The 18396-nt window shown below is 67.9% G+C and carries 15 protein-coding genes and 1 tRNA gene; 10 read left to right on the top strand and 6 right to left on the bottom strand.

What is annotated here, in order from left to right; all coding sequences use genetic code 11:
• Positions 1 to 13 precede the first annotated feature (13 nt).
• Positions 14 to 553 (top strand): PAS domain-containing protein, encoded by a 540-nt coding sequence (locus FHD67_RS08685; RefSeq protein WP_176695085.1) that lies wholly within the window; start codon positions 14 to 16, stop codon positions 551 to 553.
• Positions 546 to 3947 carry a chemotaxis protein CheB gene (locus FHD67_RS08680; protein ID WP_139598461.1) on the top strand — a complete coding sequence of 1134 codons (3402 nt, stop codon included), beginning with the start codon at positions 546 to 548 and terminating at the stop codon, positions 3945 to 3947. The genes FHD67_RS08685 and FHD67_RS08680 overlap by 8 nt, the downstream gene beginning before the upstream one ends.
• On the opposite strand, the gene FHD67_RS08675 is transcribed toward FHD67_RS08680, so the two are convergent.
• Complete coding sequence (locus FHD67_RS08675; protein ID WP_052714870.1) at positions 3944 to 4525, bottom strand: TetR/AcrR family transcriptional regulator; 582 nt, start codon at positions 4523 to 4525, stop codon at positions 3944 to 3946. The genes FHD67_RS08680 and FHD67_RS08675 overlap by 4 nt on opposite strands.
• A gap of 108 nt (positions 4526 to 4633) precedes the next feature.
• On the opposite strand from FHD67_RS08675, the gene FHD67_RS08670 reads away from it, so the two are divergent.
• Genes FHD67_RS08670 through FHD67_RS08660 form a run of 3 tightly spaced genes read left to right on the top strand, consistent with a single transcriptional unit; the run spans position 4634 to position 10455 of the window.
• Positions 4634 to 5950 (top strand): efflux RND transporter periplasmic adaptor subunit, encoded by a 1317-nt coding sequence (locus FHD67_RS08670; protein WP_246071269.1) that lies wholly within the window; start codon positions 4634 to 4636, stop codon positions 5948 to 5950.
• A gap of 6 nt (positions 5951 to 5956) precedes the next feature.
• Positions 5957 to 9073: an efflux RND transporter permease subunit gene (locus FHD67_RS08665; RefSeq protein WP_139598460.1), complete on the top strand. Its 3117-nt coding sequence runs from the start codon at positions 5957 to 5959 to the stop codon at positions 9071 to 9073.
• On the top strand, positions 9070 to 10455 hold the full coding sequence (locus FHD67_RS08660; protein WP_045998781.1) for an efflux transporter outer membrane subunit: 1386 nt from the start codon (positions 9070 to 9072) through the stop codon (positions 10453 to 10455). The genes FHD67_RS08665 and FHD67_RS08660 overlap by 4 nt, the downstream gene beginning before the upstream one ends.
• Here the strand turns inward: FHD67_RS08660 and eutC are convergent.
• The 3 genes from eutC to FHD67_RS08645 form a co-directional block, all read right to left on the bottom strand.
• Positions 10452 to 11180, bottom strand: coding sequence for an ethanolamine ammonia-lyase subunit EutC (gene eutC / locus FHD67_RS08655; RefSeq protein ID WP_139598459.1), 729 nt, complete (start codon positions 11178 to 11180; stop codon positions 10452 to 10454). The two genes, FHD67_RS08660 and eutC, sit on opposite strands and share 4 nt — an antisense overlap.
• Positions 11177 to 12550: an ethanolamine ammonia-lyase subunit EutB gene (locus tag FHD67_RS08650; RefSeq protein WP_139598458.1), complete on the bottom strand. Its 1374-nt coding sequence runs from the start codon at positions 12548 to 12550 to the stop codon at positions 11177 to 11179. The genes eutC and FHD67_RS08650 overlap by 4 nt, the downstream gene beginning before the upstream one ends.
• A gap of 72 nt (positions 12551 to 12622) precedes the next feature.
• A tRNA-Leu gene (locus tag FHD67_RS08645) sits at positions 12623 to 12709 on the bottom strand.
• Between the two features lie 107 nt (positions 12710 to 12816).
• Here FHD67_RS08645 and lipB point away from each other — a divergent pair.
• From lipB to FHD67_RS08625, 4 genes are all read left to right on the top strand, one after another.
• Positions 12817 to 13461 (top strand): lipoyl(octanoyl) transferase LipB, encoded by a 645-nt coding sequence (gene lipB, locus FHD67_RS08640; RefSeq protein ID WP_046000972.1) that lies wholly within the window; start codon positions 12817 to 12819, stop codon positions 13459 to 13461.
• A 116-nt stretch (positions 13462 to 13577) separates the two neighbouring features.
• Positions 13578 to 14018, top strand: coding sequence for a c-type cytochrome (locus tag FHD67_RS08635; RefSeq protein ID WP_045981595.1), 441 nt, complete (start codon positions 13578 to 13580; stop codon positions 14016 to 14018).
• 176 nt (positions 14019 to 14194) lie between these two features.
• On the top strand, positions 14195 to 15871 hold the full coding sequence (locus FHD67_RS08630; protein WP_045981596.1) for a cytochrome c oxidase subunit I: 1677 nt from the start codon (positions 14195 to 14197) through the stop codon (positions 15869 to 15871).
• 70 nt (positions 15872 to 15941) lie between these two features.
• Positions 15942 to 16379: a DUF2244 domain-containing protein gene (locus FHD67_RS08625; protein ID WP_342775290.1), complete on the top strand. Its 438-nt coding sequence runs from the start codon at positions 15942 to 15944 to the stop codon at positions 16377 to 16379.
• Here the strand turns inward: FHD67_RS08625 and FHD67_RS08620 are convergent.
• On the bottom strand, positions 16376 to 16564 hold the full coding sequence (locus FHD67_RS08620; RefSeq protein ID WP_046000973.1) for a DUF3008 family protein: 189 nt from the start codon (positions 16562 to 16564) through the stop codon (positions 16376 to 16378). The genes FHD67_RS08625 and FHD67_RS08620 overlap by 4 nt on opposite strands.
• 45 nt (positions 16565 to 16609) lie before the next feature.
• Complete coding sequence (locus FHD67_RS08615; protein ID WP_139598477.1) at positions 16610 to 17071, bottom strand: GatB/YqeY domain-containing protein; 462 nt, start codon at positions 17069 to 17071, stop codon at positions 16610 to 16612.
• 154 nt (positions 17072 to 17225) lie between these two features.
• On the opposite strand from FHD67_RS08615, the gene carA reads away from it, so the two are divergent.
• Positions 17226 to 18374, top strand: a complete 1149-nt coding sequence (carA, locus tag FHD67_RS08610; protein ID WP_139598456.1) for a glutamine-hydrolyzing carbamoyl-phosphate synthase small subunit — start codon at positions 17226 to 17228, stop codon at positions 18372 to 18374.
• Positions 18375 to 18396: the final 22 nt, after the last annotated feature.

The raw sequence follows: 18396 nt of genomic DNA, 5'->3' as shown, positions 1-18396 counted from the left end.
CAACAGGATGACGATGCCCGACCCCACGCTGCCCGAAGCCCTGCGCGCCCAGATCGCGCGGTCGCGGATCGCCATTTCCCTGGCGGCGGCGATGCCCGACATGCCGCTGTGCATGGTCAACGACGCCTTCTGCCGGCTGACCGGCTTTGACGCCGACGACAGCCTGGGCCGCAACTGCCGCTTTCTGCAATCCTCCGCCACGCCGAGGGACCAGATCGGCGCGATGTCGCGGTTCCTGGCCGACGATGCACAGGATGACGGGCGGTTCCCGGTCCTGAACCGCACCCGCGACGGGCGGTCGTTCATGAACCTGGTGTTCATGTCCAAGCTGCGCGGCAGCGACGGCACGCTGCGTTTCGTGATCGGGTCGCAGTTCGACGTGACCGCATCGGACGCGGCAGGAACGATCGCGCGCGATGATGTGGCACTTAGTCGCAACATGGCGGACTTGCGCCGGGCCGCGGGACAGTTCGGACTGATCATGTCGGATTCCACGGGGCTGATCGCTCGTTCAATCAGCACGCTTGCAAGGATCACATTGCGCGATGAATGACGCCTCGCCCGCACGCGCCACCACGCGTCCGCCCTTCGCCGTCGTCGGCATCGGCGCCTCGGCCGGGGGGCTCGAGGCGCTGCACGACCTGCTGCGTGACGTCCGGCGCGAGGACCCAGCCGCCTATGTCGTCATCCAGCACCTGGATCCGACGCATGACAGCGTTCTGGCCGAATTGCTGGATCGGCGCACCGCGCTCAGCGTGCAGCAGGCGACCGACGGCACGGTGCTGCAGCCGGGTCATGTCTATACCATACCCCCCGGCGCGCGGATGCTGATCAGCGACGGACGCCTGCACCTGACCGATTTCGACCAGCCGCGCGGGCTGCGCCGCCCGATCGACGACTTCTTCGAAAGCCTGGCGCATGACCGCGGCCCGGCCGCTGCCTGCGTGATCCTGTCGGGCACGGGGGCGGACGGCACGTTGGGGCTGCGCGCGGTCAAGGAACATGGCGGCATCTGCGTCATCCAGGAACCGCGTACCGCCCGGTATGACGGAATGCCCCTCTCTGCGCAGTCGACCGGGCTGGTGGACTATGTTCTGCCGCCGGAACGGATCGTGCCCGCCATCCTGCAGTTCTTCGATTCCAGCGAAACGCAGCAGGCCGACGACGCGATGCTGGCCGATGCGCGGCTGATCTGCCGACACCTGCTGGACCGGTGCGGGCACGATTTCTCCGGCTACAAGATGACGACGCTGGTGCGGCGCATCCGCCGGCGGCTGCAGGTCCTCAACATTGCCGGCACGCGCGACTATCTGCGCCACCTGCAGCGCCATCCCGACGAATGCGAGGCGCTGCTGAACGAGTTCCTGATCAACGTGACGCGGTTCTTCCGCGACCCCGAGATGTTCCAGGCCCTGCGCGAACAGGCGATCCGCCCGATGGTCGCGGCCGCCGACGGAGAGGAGCTGCGCGTCTGGGTCGCCGGCTGCTCATCCGGCGAGGAGGCCTATTCCGTCGCGATGCTGATCGATACGGAAATGCGCGCCGCCGGGTTGCGGCCCCGCTTCACCGTGTTCGCCAGCGACATCGACAAGAAGATGATCGAGATCGCCCGCGCCGGCACCTATCCGATCAGCGCCCTGGCCGACATCCCCGAGGAGATGCGCGCGGCCTATACCACACATCGCGACGCGCTGATGCAGATCACGCCGCAGCTGCGCGACCGGGTGCGCTTCTCGCTGCATTCGGTGCTGCGCGATCCACCCTTTGCGCGGGTCGACCTGATCTCCTGCCGCAACCTGCTGATCTATCTGGACGAAGATCTGCAGTCGCAGGTGCTGCCGCTGTTCCACTATGCCCTGCGCCCCGGCGGCTACCTGTTTCTGGGCCCGTCCGAAGGGGTGCGTCGCGAATCCATGCACTTCACCGAACTGGACCGCCCCGCGCGGCTGTTCCAGCGCGACGCGACGCCCGCGCGCCTGCCGCTGGACATGCCGTTCCTGCGGTCCGAGGGCGACCGCCCCTCCCCCGCCACCCGCAGCCGCAAGGCCGAGGAGGGCGCGGCCCGCGACGGGGCCCTTGCCGCACAGCGCCGGGTCCTGGACCGGTTCGCGCCCGCCTCGCTGCAGGTGTCCCCTGCGGGAGAGGTCCTGTGGACGGCGGGCAGGCTGGGCCGTTTCCTGGCCGTCGATCCGACCGCCAGAAAGCCGATCCTGGCACCGCAGATCGTGCATCCGGGCCTCAAGGAGGCGGTGACCGCCGCGCTGGACCAGGTGGCCGGAACTGGCCGCGCGGCCATCCTGCGCAACCTGCTGGCGCGGTCCGACCTGGGGGCACAGCCGGTGACCCTGTTCGCGGAGCCCCTGCCCGACCGCAGCGTCCTGCTGGTATTTCACGACGCGGGCGCACAGGCCCTGCCCGACACGCTGGACGAGACGGACGAACTGAGCGTCACCGAATCCCGGTCGGACCTGCTGGAGGAGCAGCTGCGCCTGACGCGGATCGAGCTGCACGGCGCCGTCCAAGAGCTTGAGACCGCGAACGAGGAGCTGAAGAGCTCGAACGAAGAAATGATGTCGATGAACGAGGAGCTTCAGTCCACGAACGAGGAGCTGAGCACCGTCAACGACGAGCTGAAGTCCAAGATCGACGATCTGACGGCCGCCAACAGCGACCTGCAGAACTTCTTTTCCGCGACCAAGATCCCCCTGCTGGTGGTCGACCGCGACGTGCGGGTGCGCAACTTCACCGCCGCGGCGCTGCAGATCTTTCCGCTGCGCCGGTCCGATCACGGCCGCCCCCTGGCCGACGTGTCCAACGTCTTTGCCAGCGACGTCCTGCTGTCGATGGCGGCCGAGGTGGCCCGCCAGGGCGAGGCGCAGGGGACCGAGCTGGTCGAGGCCGGCGGCACCCGTGTCTGGCGCGTCGATGCCAAGCCCTATCGCGGCCCCGAGGGGCATCTGGACGGCGCCATGCTGGTCTTCGAGGACGTCACCGCGCTGCGCGACCTGCGCGTCGAGGTCGAGCGGCAGGAGGAGCGGCTGAACGCGGTGCGGTCCATGGCGCGGATCGCGGTCTGGCATTACGACGCCGCATCGCGGATGCTGACCATCGACGACAGCTCAGACCTGCTGGGCCTGGGCCAGACGGCGCAGCTGCCGCTGTCGGCCTTTGCGGCCCTGATCGCGCCCGCCGACCGTGACGGGCTCCTGGCCGACCTGCAGGCCTGCGCCGCGGGCACGGCCTTTCGGCGTGTCGTGTCACCTTCGTCCGACGCACGCTCCGCCGTGCGGTTGGAGACGGCGGCCGCGCGGTTCGGGACCGACGACGGCGATTGCCGCGTGCTGGGGGTCATGCTGGACGTGACCGCCGCGCAATCGGCCGCCACGCTGCGTGAAGCGGTGATTTCCGAGATGGACCACCGGGTCAAGAACCTGTTCACCCAGATCTCGGCAATGCTGCGGATGGCAGCCCGCGAGACCGACGACGCCCAAACCGTGGTCGAGGAGGTCTCTGCCCGGATCAATGCGCTGGCCAGCTCTCACGGACTGACCACGGCGCGGGGCACCAAATCGCAGCTGCCTCTGGCCGATCTGATCGCGACCACGCTGGCGCCCTATGATGGTGCGCGGATCGACAGCGGCGGTGACGACCTGACCATCCCGGCCCGCCTGGTGGTCCCGATGTCGCTGATCCTGCACGAACTGGCCACGAACGCGTTCAAGTACGGCGTCTTGGGGCCGGTCGATGGTGCGCTGCAGATCACGTGGCGGCGCGATGGCGACAGGGCGGTGCTGGACTGGACCGAACGCTATGACGCGCCGCGGGCGCAGGACGAACCCGATGCGGGCTTCGGCTCGATCCTGCTGGAGGGAGCGACATCGCAGATCGACGGCACGTTGCAGGTGACGCTGGACGCGGACAGCCGCCGCACCCGCCTGACCTTCTAGGTCAGCAGCGCGCCGACCTGCCGCATCTGCTGGCGCAGCATGTCGGGAATGTCGGATTCGGTCATCGTCTCGTCCCCCGCCCAGGTGCGCACGGCATGCGACAACGCGTGGGTCGCCAGTTCGGCGATCAGCATCGCCTCGGCCTGGCGGTCGGGGCCCAGGCGGGCGTGCAGCAGCCCGCCGATCGTCAGGGCGATGTTGTCCATCGAATTGCGGAACACGGCCATCAGCTCGGGGGTGGTGTCCCAGACCTGTTCGATCATGCGGACGACCTGGCGGTCCAGATCCTTCAGCTCCAGCATCCGTCCCAGCAACAGCGCCAGATCGTCGATCAGCGCCCCCTTGGACGTCACGATCCAATCGGCCGTGCAGGGTTCCAGCTGCGGCGGCATGCCCAGGACCGCGGCCTGCTTGTTGGCGTAATAGTTGAAGAAGGTGCGCGGACTGATCCCTGCCTCGGCGGCAATGGAATCGGTGGTGACCGCCGCATAGCCCGACCGGATGCTCAACCGCAGCGCGGCCAGCTGGATCTCTCGGGCGGTCTGCTGGCGGCGGCGGTCGCGCAGGTTGCTGGTCATTTTCGGGGCAGTCTCCTCGTGCAGTCGAAGCAAACATTGCATAGTCCGCAAAAACATGCAATCAGCGCGCAACAGTGACGCCCCGTCGGGTGCTTATCCAGGACAAAGATGATGCCGAAACACAGCCTTGCGACCGGCGCCGCCATGGTCGCCGCGATTCTGTCCACCTCCGCGGCCTGGGCGCAGGCGCCCGAAGGGATGCCGCCCAAGCAGGTGGGCGTCATGCAGGTGGCGGTTCAGGACGTTCCGCGAATCGTGACCCTGCCTGGTCGCGCGGTCGCGGTGTCGGAGACCGCCATCCGCCCCCGCGTCGGCGGGATCGTGACCGAGATCCTGTACGATCCGGGCGCCGCGATCGAGGCGGGCACTCCGATGTTCCGCATCGAGGACACCACTTATCAGGCGAACCTGGCCAGTGCCGAGGCGCAGGTCGCCTCTGCCCGCGCCCAGGTGACGCAGTCGCAGTCGTCCTTTGACCGTACCCAACAGCTGCTGGGGTCTGGGACGACCCAGGCCCAGGTCGAACAGGCCCAGGCCGCGCTGGATCAGGCGACCGCCGCGCTGCAATCGGCCGAGGCCGATCTGACGCTGGCCCAGGCCGAACTGGGCTGGACCACGGTCACCAGCCCCCTGTCGGGCATCGCCAGCGTGTCGGCGGCGTCTGTGGGCGATCTGGTGACCGCCGGACAGGCCGACGCCATGGCTACCGTCACCCAGCTGGACCCGATCGAGGTCGACATGTACGAACCCTCGTCGCGCTTCCTCAGCGTGCTGGACGACATCAACGACGGCAACCTGCGCCTGAACGACGAACTGGCCGCGACCCTGACGCTGGAGAACGGCCGCGAATACCAGGCGGTTGGCCAGCTGGTCGCGCCCGGCGTGACCGTGTCGACCTCGACCGGGTCGATCGACACGCGGTTCCGGTTCGACAATCCCGACAACCTGCTGCTGCCGGGCATGTTCCTGCGCGGGCAGGTCGATCTGGGCGTGACCTCGGCGATCCTGGTGTCACAGTCGTCGGCCACGCGTGACAAGGTCGGCACCCTGACGGCCTGGGTCGTCGAGGACGGCAAGGTCAGCCAGCGCCAGCTGACCGAGGACGGCACCTACAAGCACCAGTGGATCGTCACAGACGGCATCGAGGATGGCGAGACCCTGGTCGTCGACGGACTGACCGGGCTGGCCGAGGGCATGGAGGTCGTCACCGTCCCCGTGACCATCGACGAGACCGGCGTCGTGCGCGAACAGGCCCCCACCCAAGGCGCCCCCGCCGATGCAGCCCCCACGGATGCAGCCCCAACCGATGCGGCCTCCGCCGACACGGCCCCCGACGCAGCCGCGGCCGACGCGGGAACCGACACCGGCCCCGCCGACGCAGCCCCCGCGGAGGCGGATGCCGCCCCCGCCGGCGCGACGGAGTAATCGCGCATGGCACGTTTCTTCATTCACCGGCCCGTCTTTGCATGGGTGATCGCCCTGATCACCATGCTGGTCGGCGCGCTTGGCCTGAACAGCCTGGCCATCGAACAATATCCCCAGATCGCGCCCACGACGGTGCAGGTCCGGGCCACCTATAACGGCGCCTCGGCCGAGATCGTCGAATCCTCGGTCACCACGGTGATCGAGGACGCGATGACCGGCATCGACGGCCTGACCTACATGACGTCGAATTCGACGCCCGGGTCGGCATCGGTCGCGCTGACCTTCGACGACACCGTCGACCCCGAGATCGCCCAGGTCCAGGTGCAGAACAAGCTGCAGCTGGTCACGTCGCAGCTGCCCGACGTGGTGCAGCAGCAGGGCGTACAGGTCGAACGCTCGACCAGCTCTATCCTGCTGGTGGCGGCGCTGACGGCGGAAGAGGGCACCTATACCACAGTCCAGCTGGGCGACCTGATCTCTCAGTTCATCGAGGATCCGGTCAAGCGCACGCCGGGCGTCGGGTCGATCAACACCTTCGGCTCGGGCTATGCGATGCGGGTCTGGATGGACCCGATGAAGATGGTCCAGTACAGCGTCACGCCCGCCGACGTCACCGCGGCCGTGGCCGCGCAGAACACCAACGTCACCGTGGGCGACCTGGGCGCGCAGCCCGCCGCCGAGGGCCAGAGGCTGACCGTGTCGGTCACCGCGCAGTCGCAGCTGTCCACGGTCGAGGAGTTCGAGAGCATCCTGCTGCGCGTCGATCCCGACGGATCGACGGTCTTTCTGGGCGACGTCGCCCGGATCGAGATTGGCCAGGAAAGCTATGGCGGCAGCTCGCGCTACAACGGCAACCCGGCCGCGGCCGTCGCCGTGAACCTGGCGACCGGCGCAAACGCCGTGTCGACCGCCGCCGCCGTGCGCGACACCATTGACAGCCTTGCCGACGCCCTGCCCGCCGGAGTCGAGATCACCTATCCCTATGACACCTCTCCGTTTGTGGAAAAGTCGATCAGCCAGGTCTACAAGACCCTGGCCGAGGCCGTGTTGCTGGTGTTCCTGGTGATCCTGGTCTTCCTGCAAAGCTGGCGGGCGACGATCATCCCGGTGGTGGCGATCCCCGTCGTGCTGCTGGGCACCTTCGCCGTGCTGGCGGTCGCGGGCTTCTCGATCAACACGTTGACGATGTTCGCGCTGGTGCTGGCCATCGGCCTTCTGGTCGACGACGCCATCGTAGTCGTGGAGAACGTCGAGCGGGTGATGGAGGAAGAGGGCCTGGGCCCCGTCGAGGCCACCGAAAAGAGCATGGACGAGATCACCTCGGCGCTGGTCGGCATCGTGCTGGTCCTGTCGGCGGTGTTCCTGCCGATGGCGTTCCAGACCGGCGCTACCGGGGTCATCTATCGCCAGTTCTCGATCACCATCATCACCGCGATGATCCTGTCGCTGGGCGTGGCCGTGATCCTGACCCCCGCCATGTGCGCAAGCCTGCTCAAGGCGCGCAAGCATGGCCAGGGCGGCATCGCCCCCGCCCGCTGGTTCAACCGCAACCTGGACCGGACCACGACCGGCTATGTCGGCATCGTCACACGGCTGGTGAAGCGCCCGCTGCGGATGCTGATCGTCCTGGTCGCGATCGGGTTCGGCGTGATGACGCTGTTCGACCGCCTGCCCGGGTCGTTCCTGCCCGACGAGGATCAGGGCGTCGCCCTGGCCATCATTCAGGGCCCGGACGGATCGACCACCCAGCAGACGCAGGCCCTGGTCGAGAAGGTCGAGCAATACCTGCTGACCCAGGAAACCGACACGGTGGAATCGGTCTTTGCCGCGCTTGGCTTCAGCTTCGGCGGGACCGGGCAAAGCAACGCGCTGGTCTTCATCAAGCTGCGCGACTATGCCGAACGCGACGGGTTCGACATCGCGTCGCTGGTGAACCGGGCGAACGGCTATTTCTTCACCACCAACCGCCAGGGCCAGATCTTTGCCCTGCAGCCGCCTGCGATCCAGGGCCTGGGCACGTCCTCCGGCTTTACCATGTATCTGGTGGACCAGACGGGTCAGGGCCAGGACGCGCTGGCCGCCGCCGCCAACCAGCTTGTCGCGGATGCGCAGGCGGGTGGCCAGGTCACCAACCTGCGCGGCAACGAGACTGCCAACACCCAGACCGCCCTGCGCCTGGACATCGATCAGCAGAAGGCCGCGGCCTTTGGCCTGAACATCGGTGACGTGAACGCGATGCTGTCGGTGATCTTTGCCGGGCGCGACGTGAACGACTTTGCGCTTGGCAACGACCTGCGGCCCGTGGTGGTCCAGGGCGAGGCCGCAAGCCGCAGCCAGCCAGAGGACATCGAACGCTGGTATGCCCGCAACAGCCAGGGGGAAATGGTGTCCTTCGGCGCCTTCGCCGATCAAAGCTGGCAACAGGAACCGCAATCGCTGGCGCGTTTCGGCGGCACGCGGGCGCTGGAGCTCAGCGGGGCGGCCGTTCCCGGCCTGTCCTCGGGCGAGGCGATGGACGTGATGGAACAGATGGTGGCGGACATGGACGGCGGCTATGGCACCGCATGGACCGGGCTGTCGTTCCAGGAACGGCTGTCGGGCAACCAGGCGCCGCTTCTGTTCGCGCTGTCGGCGCTGGTCGTGTTCCTGTCGCTGGCCGCGCTGTACGAGAGCTGGTCCGTGCCACTGGCGGTCATGCTGACCGTTCCGGTGGGCATCCTGGGCGCCCTGGCGGCCGCGCTGTTCTTCGGACAGTCGAACGACGTGTACTTCAAGGTGGGTCTGCTGACGACCATCGGGCTTGCCGCCCGAAACGCCATTCTGATCGTCGAATTCGCCGAGGCGCAGGTCAAGGAGGGCAAGACCGTGGTCGAGGCCGCCCTGATCGCATCGCGCCAGCGTCTGCGTCCGATCCTGATGACCACGTTCGCGTTCATGCTGGGCGTGCTGCCGCTGGCCATCGCGTCGGGCGCCGGTGCGGGGGCGCAGAACTCGATCGGCATCGGCGTTCTGGGCGGCATGGCTTCCTCTGCCGTCATCGGGATCTTCCTGGTGCCGGTCTTCTATGTGGCCGTGCTCAAGATCCGGTCGCTGCTGTCGCGCAAGAAGGAAAAGACCTCGTGACGTTTCCCCGTATGACCCGCGCGACACTGTCGCTGACGGCGCTGTTGATGATCTCCGCCTGCGCGGCGGTGGGGCCCGACCCCACCGCCCTGCCCGACACCCGTGTCCAGGGCGCCTTCGCTGAAGGCGGCGGCGGCCCCGTGGGCCAGGTCGGCACCACGGCCTTCTGGTCGGGCTATCAGGACCGAACCCTGTCGCGGCTGATCGCGGACGGGCTGGACACCAGCCTGGACATCATCACCGCCAACGAACGCATCCGTGCCGCGGCGGCCGACCTTCAGGCGACCCAGCCCCTGGCGGCCCAGATCAGCGGAGAGCCCGCATCGGCCAGCCGCGTGCGGTCGGGCGGCGACGGTCAGGCGACCGGCTATACCAGCAGCGCCAACCTGTCGGCGGGCTTCGTGTTCGATCTGTTCGGGGGCGCGCGCCGGGCCCGCGAAGGGGCCGCCGCGGGCGTCGCATCGGCCGAGGCGCAGGCCCAGGTCACCCGGCTGGCATGGCTGGCCGAGGTCATCAGCGCCTATTCCGACGCACGCTACAACCAGCAGGCGCTGGCCCTGACCCGCGACACGATCGAGGCGCGCCAGGCCACCCTGAGCGTCACCCGCGACAGCCAGGCCCTGGGCCTTGCCACCGATTTCGACATCGCCCAGACCGAGGCGTTGCTGCAGACCGCGCAGGCCGACCTTCCCGCCTTCGAGGCACAATTCAACGCGCAGGTCTATCGCCTGTCGACGCTGCTGAACCAGCAGGCCGGGCCGCTGATGTCGCAGATGCAGGGCGGATCGGGCGCGCTGCGCATCCCGCCCGGCCCCGGCACCGGGGTACCGGCCGAACTGCTGCGCAACCGTCCAGACGTGCGCGCGGCCCAGCAGGATCTGGTGCAGGCGCTGGCGGCGGTGGGGGTCGCGACGGCGGACATGCTGCCCTCGCTGTCGCTGACGGGCACGGTCAGCGACACGGGCGGTGCGACGGGCTGGGGCTTTGGCCCGCGCATCAGCCTGCCGGTGGCCAATCAGGGCATCCTGGGCGCGACCCGCACCCGCCGCGTGTCCGAGGCGCGCCAGGCCGATCTGGCATGGCGTAGCCAGGTCGCGGCCTCGGTCGAGGATGTGCAGACCAGCCAGTCGAACCTGCGCCGCCTGCGCCAGCGCGTCGATGCGCTGGACCGCGCGGCGGCCAGCTATGACCGGGCCTATGCCCTGGCGCGCACGAACTTCGAGGCGGGCGCCCTGCCGCTGGTCGATCTGCTGGACGCCGACCGTCAGCGTGCCGCGGCACGCCTGCAGGCCGCATCGGCCCGCAACGACGCCGCCAAGGAATGGGCCGCGCTGCAGATCGCGACCGGCGCCGGTGCCGCCGTGGCGCGGATCGCCGACTAAGCCTGTGGCGGCAGCAGGTCGCTGCCGCCGCTTTCGTCCTTCAGCGCGATGCCGGTCGCGCCGATCCGACGCCCCTGCATCACCAGCCAAGCCAGCCGTTCGGCGGCGGCCTGATGGGACAGCCCCCCGTTCGGATGAATGTTCGACACGCAGTTGCGCGCGTTGTCGCGCAGCCCGATCCGGGGCGCATGGGTCAGATAGGCGCCAAGGCTGTCGGCCACCGACAGTCCGGGCCGTTCGCCGATCAGCATCAGCACCATGCCCGCCCCCGTGGCCGCCCCGATCGCATCGCCCAAGGCCACCCGCGCGCCCTGCGCCAGGATCACCGGACGCCCCGCCAGTTCCGGCAGGCAGGCGAGCAGCGCCCGCACCACGCCCGCGGCCTGCGCCATGACCGCGGGCGCGGACAGCCCATCCCCGATCACCACCTGCAGCGGCGCGTCCAGCCGGGGCAGGTCATGGGGCGCCAGCTGCCGCCCCAGGTCGGGGCGGCGCAGATAGGTGGCGCGGTCGGTCGCCATGCTGTCCACCCGCAGCACGGGCAGCGGGCCAAGGTCCCGCGCCAGCGCGTCCCAATCCACCTGCCCGTGGATCGCATCGCGCGCCGCCGCGTGGTCCTGCTGAAACCGCAACAGGTCCGGCAGGGCGGTCGGCCCGGCTCCCGCCTGCAGCCGCACCCGCGCCGGAGTCAGGGCGGACAGGCGGCGCAGGTCCGGCGCGCTCATGCGGACAGCCCAAGGCGGCGGGCCATCGCGCCGGTATCGGGCGATGCCCCACCCGCAAGGCCGAACGCATCCAGCCATGCCACGAATTCGGGTGCCGGGGTCAGGCCGGTGGTTTCGCGCAGATAGGCGATGTCCTCGAATGCCAGGCTTTGATAGCCCAGCATCACGTCGTCGGCGCCCGGCACGGCGATCACGAAATTGACCCCCGCCTGCGCCAGCAGCGTCGACAGCGTGTCCATGTCGTCCTGGTCGGCCGCGACATGGTTGGTATAGCAGACATCGACCCCCATCGGCAGGCCCAGCAGCTTGCCGCAGAAATGATCCTCCAGCCCCGCACGGATGATCTGCTTGCCGTCGAACAGGTATTCCGGCCCGATGAAGCCCACGACAGTATTGACCAGCAGCGGCGCATAGGCGCGGGCGACGCCCTGGGCGCGGGCCTCCATCGTCTGCTGATCGACGCCGTGATGGGCGTCGGCCGACAGGGCGGACCCCTGCCCCGTCTCGAAATACATCACGTTCTGGCCGACCGTTCCCCGCCCCGCCGCCAGTCCCGCCTGATGGGCCTCCTCCAGCATCGACAGGGTGATGCCGAAACCTTCGTTGGCGGCCTGGCTGCCCGCGACCGACTGGAAGATCAGGTCCACCGGAGCGCCCCGCTCCAGCAGGGTCAGGGCGTTGGTCACATGGGTCAGCACGCAGGTCTGCGTGGGGATGTCCAGCGCCTGGCGCATCTCGTCCAGGGCGGACAGCAGGGCGTGGCAGTTGGTCAGGTTGTCCGACGCCGGGTTGATCCCGATCACTGCGTCGCCCGCCCCCTGCAACAGCCCGTCCAGCACCGCGACCGCGATGCCGCGCGGGTCATCCGCCGGATGGTTGGGCTGCAGCCGCGAGGCCAGCACCCCCGCCCCGCCAATGGTGTTCCGGAATGCCGTGACGACTCGCACCTTGCGCGCCACGCGGATCAGGTCTTGGTTGCGCATCAGCTTGCTGACCGCGGCCACCATCTCCGGCGTCAGGCCGGGGGCGACGGCGGCCAGGGCCGCACCGTCCGTGGCGGGTGACAGCAGCCAGTCGCGCAGATCGCCCACAGTCATCGACGCGACCGGCGCAAAGGCCGCGCGGTCGTGGCCATCGATGATCAGGCGTGTGACCTCGTCATCCTCATAGGCAACCAGCGCATCGGACAGGAAGGTGGACAGTGGCAGGTCCATCAGCACGCGCCGCGCCGCCACACGTTCCAGCGCGCTGCCCGCCGCGATCCGGGCCAGCTGATCGCCCGACCGTTCCGGCGAGGCCGCGGCCATCACCGCAGCCAGGCTGTCAAAGCGAAATCTGTGGTCGCGCGCTATGGCGGCATACGTGGCCATGACCATCCCCGGTTGTCGGGGGACAGAATGACCCGAACGGCATCGGGGTCAAGGCATCGATGAAGGGGGGGTTGGTGCGGCCGAGAAGACTCGAACTTCCACTCCGGTTAAGGAACAGCGACCTCAACGCTGCGCGTCTACCAATTCCGCCACGGCCGCATCCGGGCAGTGCGCGCCTGATAGCCGAGGCAGATTGCAAAGAAAAGCGGTTTCTGCGGATGCCGACGGATGTTGACGGGGACGGACGAAGAGGCCACATCGCAACCATGGTTGAATGGATCATCAGCAGCGGCCTGACCGCGCATGCCGACGCCGTGGCCCTGATGGAGGATCGCGTGGCGCAGATCCATGCAGGCCAGGCCCCCGAGGCCGTCTGGCTGGTCGAACACCCGCCCTTGTACACGGCCGGGACCAGCGCCCGCCCCCAGGACCTGCTGGACGCGCGCTTTCCGGTGCACCAGACCGGGCGGGGCGGTCAGTACACCTATCACGGGCCGGGCCAGCGCGTGGCCTATGTCATGCTGGACCTGAACCGGCGCGGCCGCGACGTGCGCGCCTTTGTCGGACAGCTGGAGGGGTGGGTGATCGACGCGCTTGCCAGCTTCGGCGTGTCCGGCCAGATCCGCGAGGGGCGCGTGGGCGTCTGGGTGCCGCGTCCCGACAAGCCCCCCCTGCCCGATGGCCAGATGCGCGAGGACAAGATCGCCGCCATCGGCGTCAAGCTGCGCCGATGGGTCAGCTTTCACGGCATCGCCGTCAACGTGGACCCCGACCTGTCGCATTACGGCGGGATCGTGCCCTGCGGGATCAGCGGGCACGGCGTGACCTCGCTGGTCGATCTGGGGCTGCCGGTGGGGATGGCCGATCTGGACGTGGCGCTGCGCCAGGGTTTTGCGCGCACATTCGGCTAGGCGGCCGATCAATTCTTTTCATGCGACCTTTCGATGGCTGGATTTCCGGAGCGCGTTGGTCCTACGGTGCCCTTCGGGAGACCACGGCCCCTCCAGGGCCCAGCGAGGAACTACGCATGAAATCAGCCATTGTCGGCGCCCTGTTGGGCGCGACCCTAGCCATCCCCGCCGTCGCGCAGGAAGCGGGCGACGCCGCCGCGGGCGAGGGCGAATTCCGCAAATGCCGCGCCTGCCACATGATCCAGGACGACAGCGGGACCGACATCGTCAAGGGCGGGGCCACCGGTCCCAACCTGTGGAACATCGTCGGCGCGCCCATCGCCCACATGGAAGGCTTCAACTATGGCGACGGCCTGCTGGCCGCCAAGGAAGCCAACCCGGACATGGTCTGGACCGAGGAGGAGCTGGTCGCCTACGTGACCGATCCGACGGCCTGGGTGAAGGAAAAGTCGGGCGACGATTCGGCCCGCAGCAAGATGACCTTCAAGCTGAACCGCAACCAGGCGGACGTCGCGGCCTATCTGGCCTCGGTTTCGCCGGACGCGCCTGCCGAATGACCCTCTGACGCGGCCCCGTGCCGCCTTGGCGCCCCGGCCGGGTTTTTCGGACCCGGCCGGGGCGTTTGCCTCCGGGGCCACTGTGACGCATTGCCCGGTGCCCGCAGGTGGTCTAAAGAATACGTGATAATGACGGTCGACAGGCCGGATCGACGACATCTTGAGGGAGTTCGGGTATGGCAGACGCAGCCGCACACGGCCACGACGACCATCATGACACACGCGGGTTTTTCACCCGCTGGTTCATGTCCACCAATCACAAAGACATTGGTATTCTTTACCTTTTCACCGCCGGCCTGGCGGGCCTGATCTCGGTCAGCTTCACCGTCTACATGCGGATGGAACTGCACGAGCCGGGTGTGCAGTACATGTGCATGGAAGGCGCGCGATTCTTCGCGAATGCCGCGGCCGAATGCACCCCCAACGGTCACCTGTGGAACGTCATGATCACGTATCATGGCGTGCTGATGATGTTCTTCGTCGTCATTCCGGCGCTGTTCGGCGGTTTCGGCAACTACTTCATGCCGCTGCAGATCGGTGCGCCGGACATGAGCTTCCCGCGGATGAACAACCTCAGCTACTGGCTCTATGTCGCGGGCCTGCTGCTGGGCATCGCCTCGCTGCTGGCGCCGGGCGGCAACCAGCAGCCCGGTTCGGGCATCGGCTGGGTGCTGTACCCGCCGCTGTCGACGACCGAGGGCGGCTATTCGACCGACCTCGCGATCTTCGCGGTTCACGTCTCGGGCGCCTCGTCGATCGTCGGTGCGATCAACATCATCACCACCTTCCTGAACATGCGCGCCCCCGGCATGACGCTGTTCAAGGTGCCGCTGTTCGCCTGGTCGGTGTTCATCACCGCCTGGCTGATCCTGCTGGCCCTGCCCGTTCTGGCCGGCGCCATCACCATGCTGCTGATGGACCGCAACTTCGGCACGAACTTCTTCAACCCGGCCGGCGGCGGTGACCCGGTGCTGTACCAGCACATCCTGTGGTTCTTCGGCCACCCGGAAGTGTACATCATCATCCTGCCCGGCTTCGGCATCATCAGCCACGTCATCGCGACCTTCTCGCGCAAGCCGATCTTCGGCTACCTGCCGATGGTTCTGGCGATGGCCGCGATCGGGATCCTGGGCTTCGTCGTCTGGGCGCACCACATGTACACCGTCGGCATGTCGCTGACCCAGCAGAGCTACTTCATGCTGGCCACGATGACGATCGCCGTGCCCACGGGCATCAAGGTCTTCTCGTGGATCGCGACGATGTGGGGCGGCTCGGTCGAGTTCAAGACGCCGATGCTCTGGGCCTTCGGCTTCCTGTTCCTGTTCACCGTCGGCGGCGTGACCGGCGTGGTGCTGAGCCAAGCGCCGCTGGACCGCGTGTATCATGACACCTACTATGTCGTGGCGCACTTCCACTACGTGATGTCGCTCGGCGCGGTCTTCGCGATCTTTGCGGGCATCTACTACTGGATCGGCAAGATGTCGGGTCGCCAGTACCCGGAATGGGCGGGCAAGCTGCACTTCTGGGCGATGTTCATCGGTGCGAACCTGACCTTCTTCCCCCAGCATTTCCTGGGCCGTCAGGGCATGCCCCGCCGCTATATCGACTATCCGGTGGAATACGCCTTCTGGAACGCGATCAGCTCGTGGGGCGCCTATCTGTCCTTCGCGTCGTTCATCTTCTTCATCGGCGTGATGTTCTACACCCTGTTCGCCGGCAAGCGCGTCACCCAGAACAACTACTGGAACGAGTACGCCGACACGCTGGAATGGACCCTGCCCTCGCCCCCGCCCGAGCACACGTTCGAGCAGCTGCCCAAGCGCGAGGACTGGGACCGCAGCCCGGCCCACTAAGGCACATTCCTCGATGCCCTATCGTTGGACAGAAACGGCCCCGGACACGTCCGGGGCCTTTTTGCAAACCGTGACCCTGTGGCCGCACCGGTCGCTGCCCAAACGGGGCTTTGTGTGGTTCATCGGAACGACGGCCACGCTGCTGCTGCTGCCGATCCTGGCGGTTCTGGGGACGCAGGTGCTGTGGGGGCTGCTGCCCTTTATGATGGTGACGGTGGGGGGGGTCTGGATCGCCCTGCGCCAGACCTATCGCACCGGACAGACGCGCGAGGAGCTGGTCATGGACCGCAGCCGCCTGCAGATCCGGCGCAACGATCCGGGGCGCCCGGAGCGCCTGTGGCAGACCAACAGCTATTGGGTGCGCCCCGGCCTGCGCAATGGTCCGGTCGAGGCCTATCTGACCCTGTCCGACGGCCAGCGCGAGATCGAGCTGGGCGCGTTCCTGACCCCCGATGAGCGCCGCGACCTGTGCGACGAGCTGATGCGGCGGCTGGCGCGGCTGCGCTAGTCGTCGTCGGCGCGCTCCGGCAGGTCGTCGTGGTCGGTCTTGGCAAAGTCTTCCAGCTCTGCCTCGGTCATGCTGTGATACATGTCCTTGGACGCGCCCTGCAGATCGCCGACCTTCGTCTCGCCGCGCTTGGCGGACAGGGCGGCGCCTGCGGCGCGTTGTTGGGCTTTGGATCGTGCGGGCATGGGGTCACCTCCTGCCCGCACAACGCGTGATGCGACGCGCGGGTTTCAGGCCAGCAGGCGCGCCTTGACGGCCGGACCTACCGCAGCGAAATCCATCTGGCCGGCATGGCGCTCCTTCAGCGCGGCCATCACGCGACCCATGTCGCGGATGCCCTCGGCACCCAGATCGGCGATGGCCGCGTCGATCGCGGCGGTCGTCTCGACGCTGTTCATCTGGCGCGGCAGGAACTCTTGGATCACGCCGATCTCGTCCTCCTCCTTGGCGGCCAGCTCCAGACGGCCGCCCTCCTCATAGGCCTTGGCCGATTCCTGGCGCTGCTTGACCATGCGCGACAGGATCATGACCAGGTCGCCCTCGGTCAGGGTGCCGTCGGTGTCCCCGCTGCGCGCGGCGATCTCGCGGTCCTTGACGGCGGCGGCGATCAGGCGCAGCGTCGACAGCCGGGCGCTGTCGCGGGCCTTCATCGCCTCTTTGGTGGCGGCTTGCAGCTTGGCGCGCAGATCCATCTTCGTCTCCAACCCAAGGCGCGGGATGCGCCCGAAAGAACCGCATCTAGCCCCCCGGCGCCTGCGTTTCAAGCGCAGCTCCCGCGCCGCTGCGGGTTGACCTCGGGGCGTCCGCCCCCTATTCACCGGCTGATTTCATTCCAGAGGTGCCGACATGGCTGCTAAACCGACCGCCTGCTTGGCGCTTGCCGACGGGACCGTCTTCTATGGCATGGGCTTTGGCGCCCCCGGCGAGGTCGTCGCCGAGCTGGTCTTCAACACCGCGATGACCGGCTATCAGGAGATCATGACCGATCCGTCCTATGCCAGCCAGATCGTGACCTTCACCTTTCCCCATATCGGCAATACCGGCGTCACGCCGGAGGATGACGAGGCTCCCGATCCGGTCGCCAGCGGCATCGTCGTGCGGTGGGACCCGACCGAGCCGTCGAACTGGCGCAGCACGTCCGAACTGACCGACTGGATGGCCCGCCGCGGCCGCATCGGCATCGGCGGCGTGGACACCCGTCGCCTGACCCGCGCGATCCGTCAGCAGGGTGCACCCCACGTCGTCCTGGCGCATGATCCCGACGGCAATTTCGACATCGAGGCGATGATCGCCCGCGCCCGCGACTGGCAGGGCCTGGTCGGCCTGGATCTGGCCCGCGGCGTCAGCTGCGCCCAAAGCTATCGGTGGGATCAGGGGTCGTGGGAATGGGGCGCAGGCTTCGGCACCGCACCCGGCGACAAGCCGTTCAAGGTCGTGGCGCTGGATTACGGTGCGAAACGCAACATCCTGCGCTCTCTGGTGGCCCATGGCGCCGATGTCACCGTCCTGCCCGCCACCGCCACCGCCGAGGAGGTGATGGCGCACGAGCCCGAGGGCGTGTTCCTGTCGAACGGCCCCGGCGATCCGGCGGCCACGGGGGAATATGCCGTCCCGATGATCAAGGACCTGCTGGGCCGCGACATGCCGATCTTCGGCATCTGCCTGGGTCACCAGATGCTGGCGCTGGCGCTTGGCGCCAAGACGGTCAAGATGGGCCACGGCCATCACGGTGCGAACCACCCCGTGCGTGACGTCGAGACGGGCAAGGTCGAGATCACCTCGATGAACCACGGTTTCGCCGTCGATTCGCAAAGCCTGCCAGTTGGTGTGATCGAGACCCATGTCAGCCTGTTCGACGGCAGCAACTGCGGCATCCGCATGCAGGACAAGCCGGTCTTTTCGGTCCAGCACCACCCCGAGGCCTCACCCGGTCCCCAGGACAGCCTGTACCTGTTCAAGCGGTTCACCGATTCGATGCGCGCGCGCCGCGCCTGATGACGAATTCATCCCGTGCGAC

The sequence above is a fragment of the Paracoccus haeundaensis genome (genome assembly GCF_006239215.1).
Lineage (GTDB): Bacteria > Pseudomonadota > Alphaproteobacteria > Rhodobacterales > Rhodobacteraceae > Paracoccus > Paracoccus marcusii.
Note: the sequence above shows the minus strand (reverse complement) of the source record. Positions and strands in the feature narration are given on the sequence as shown.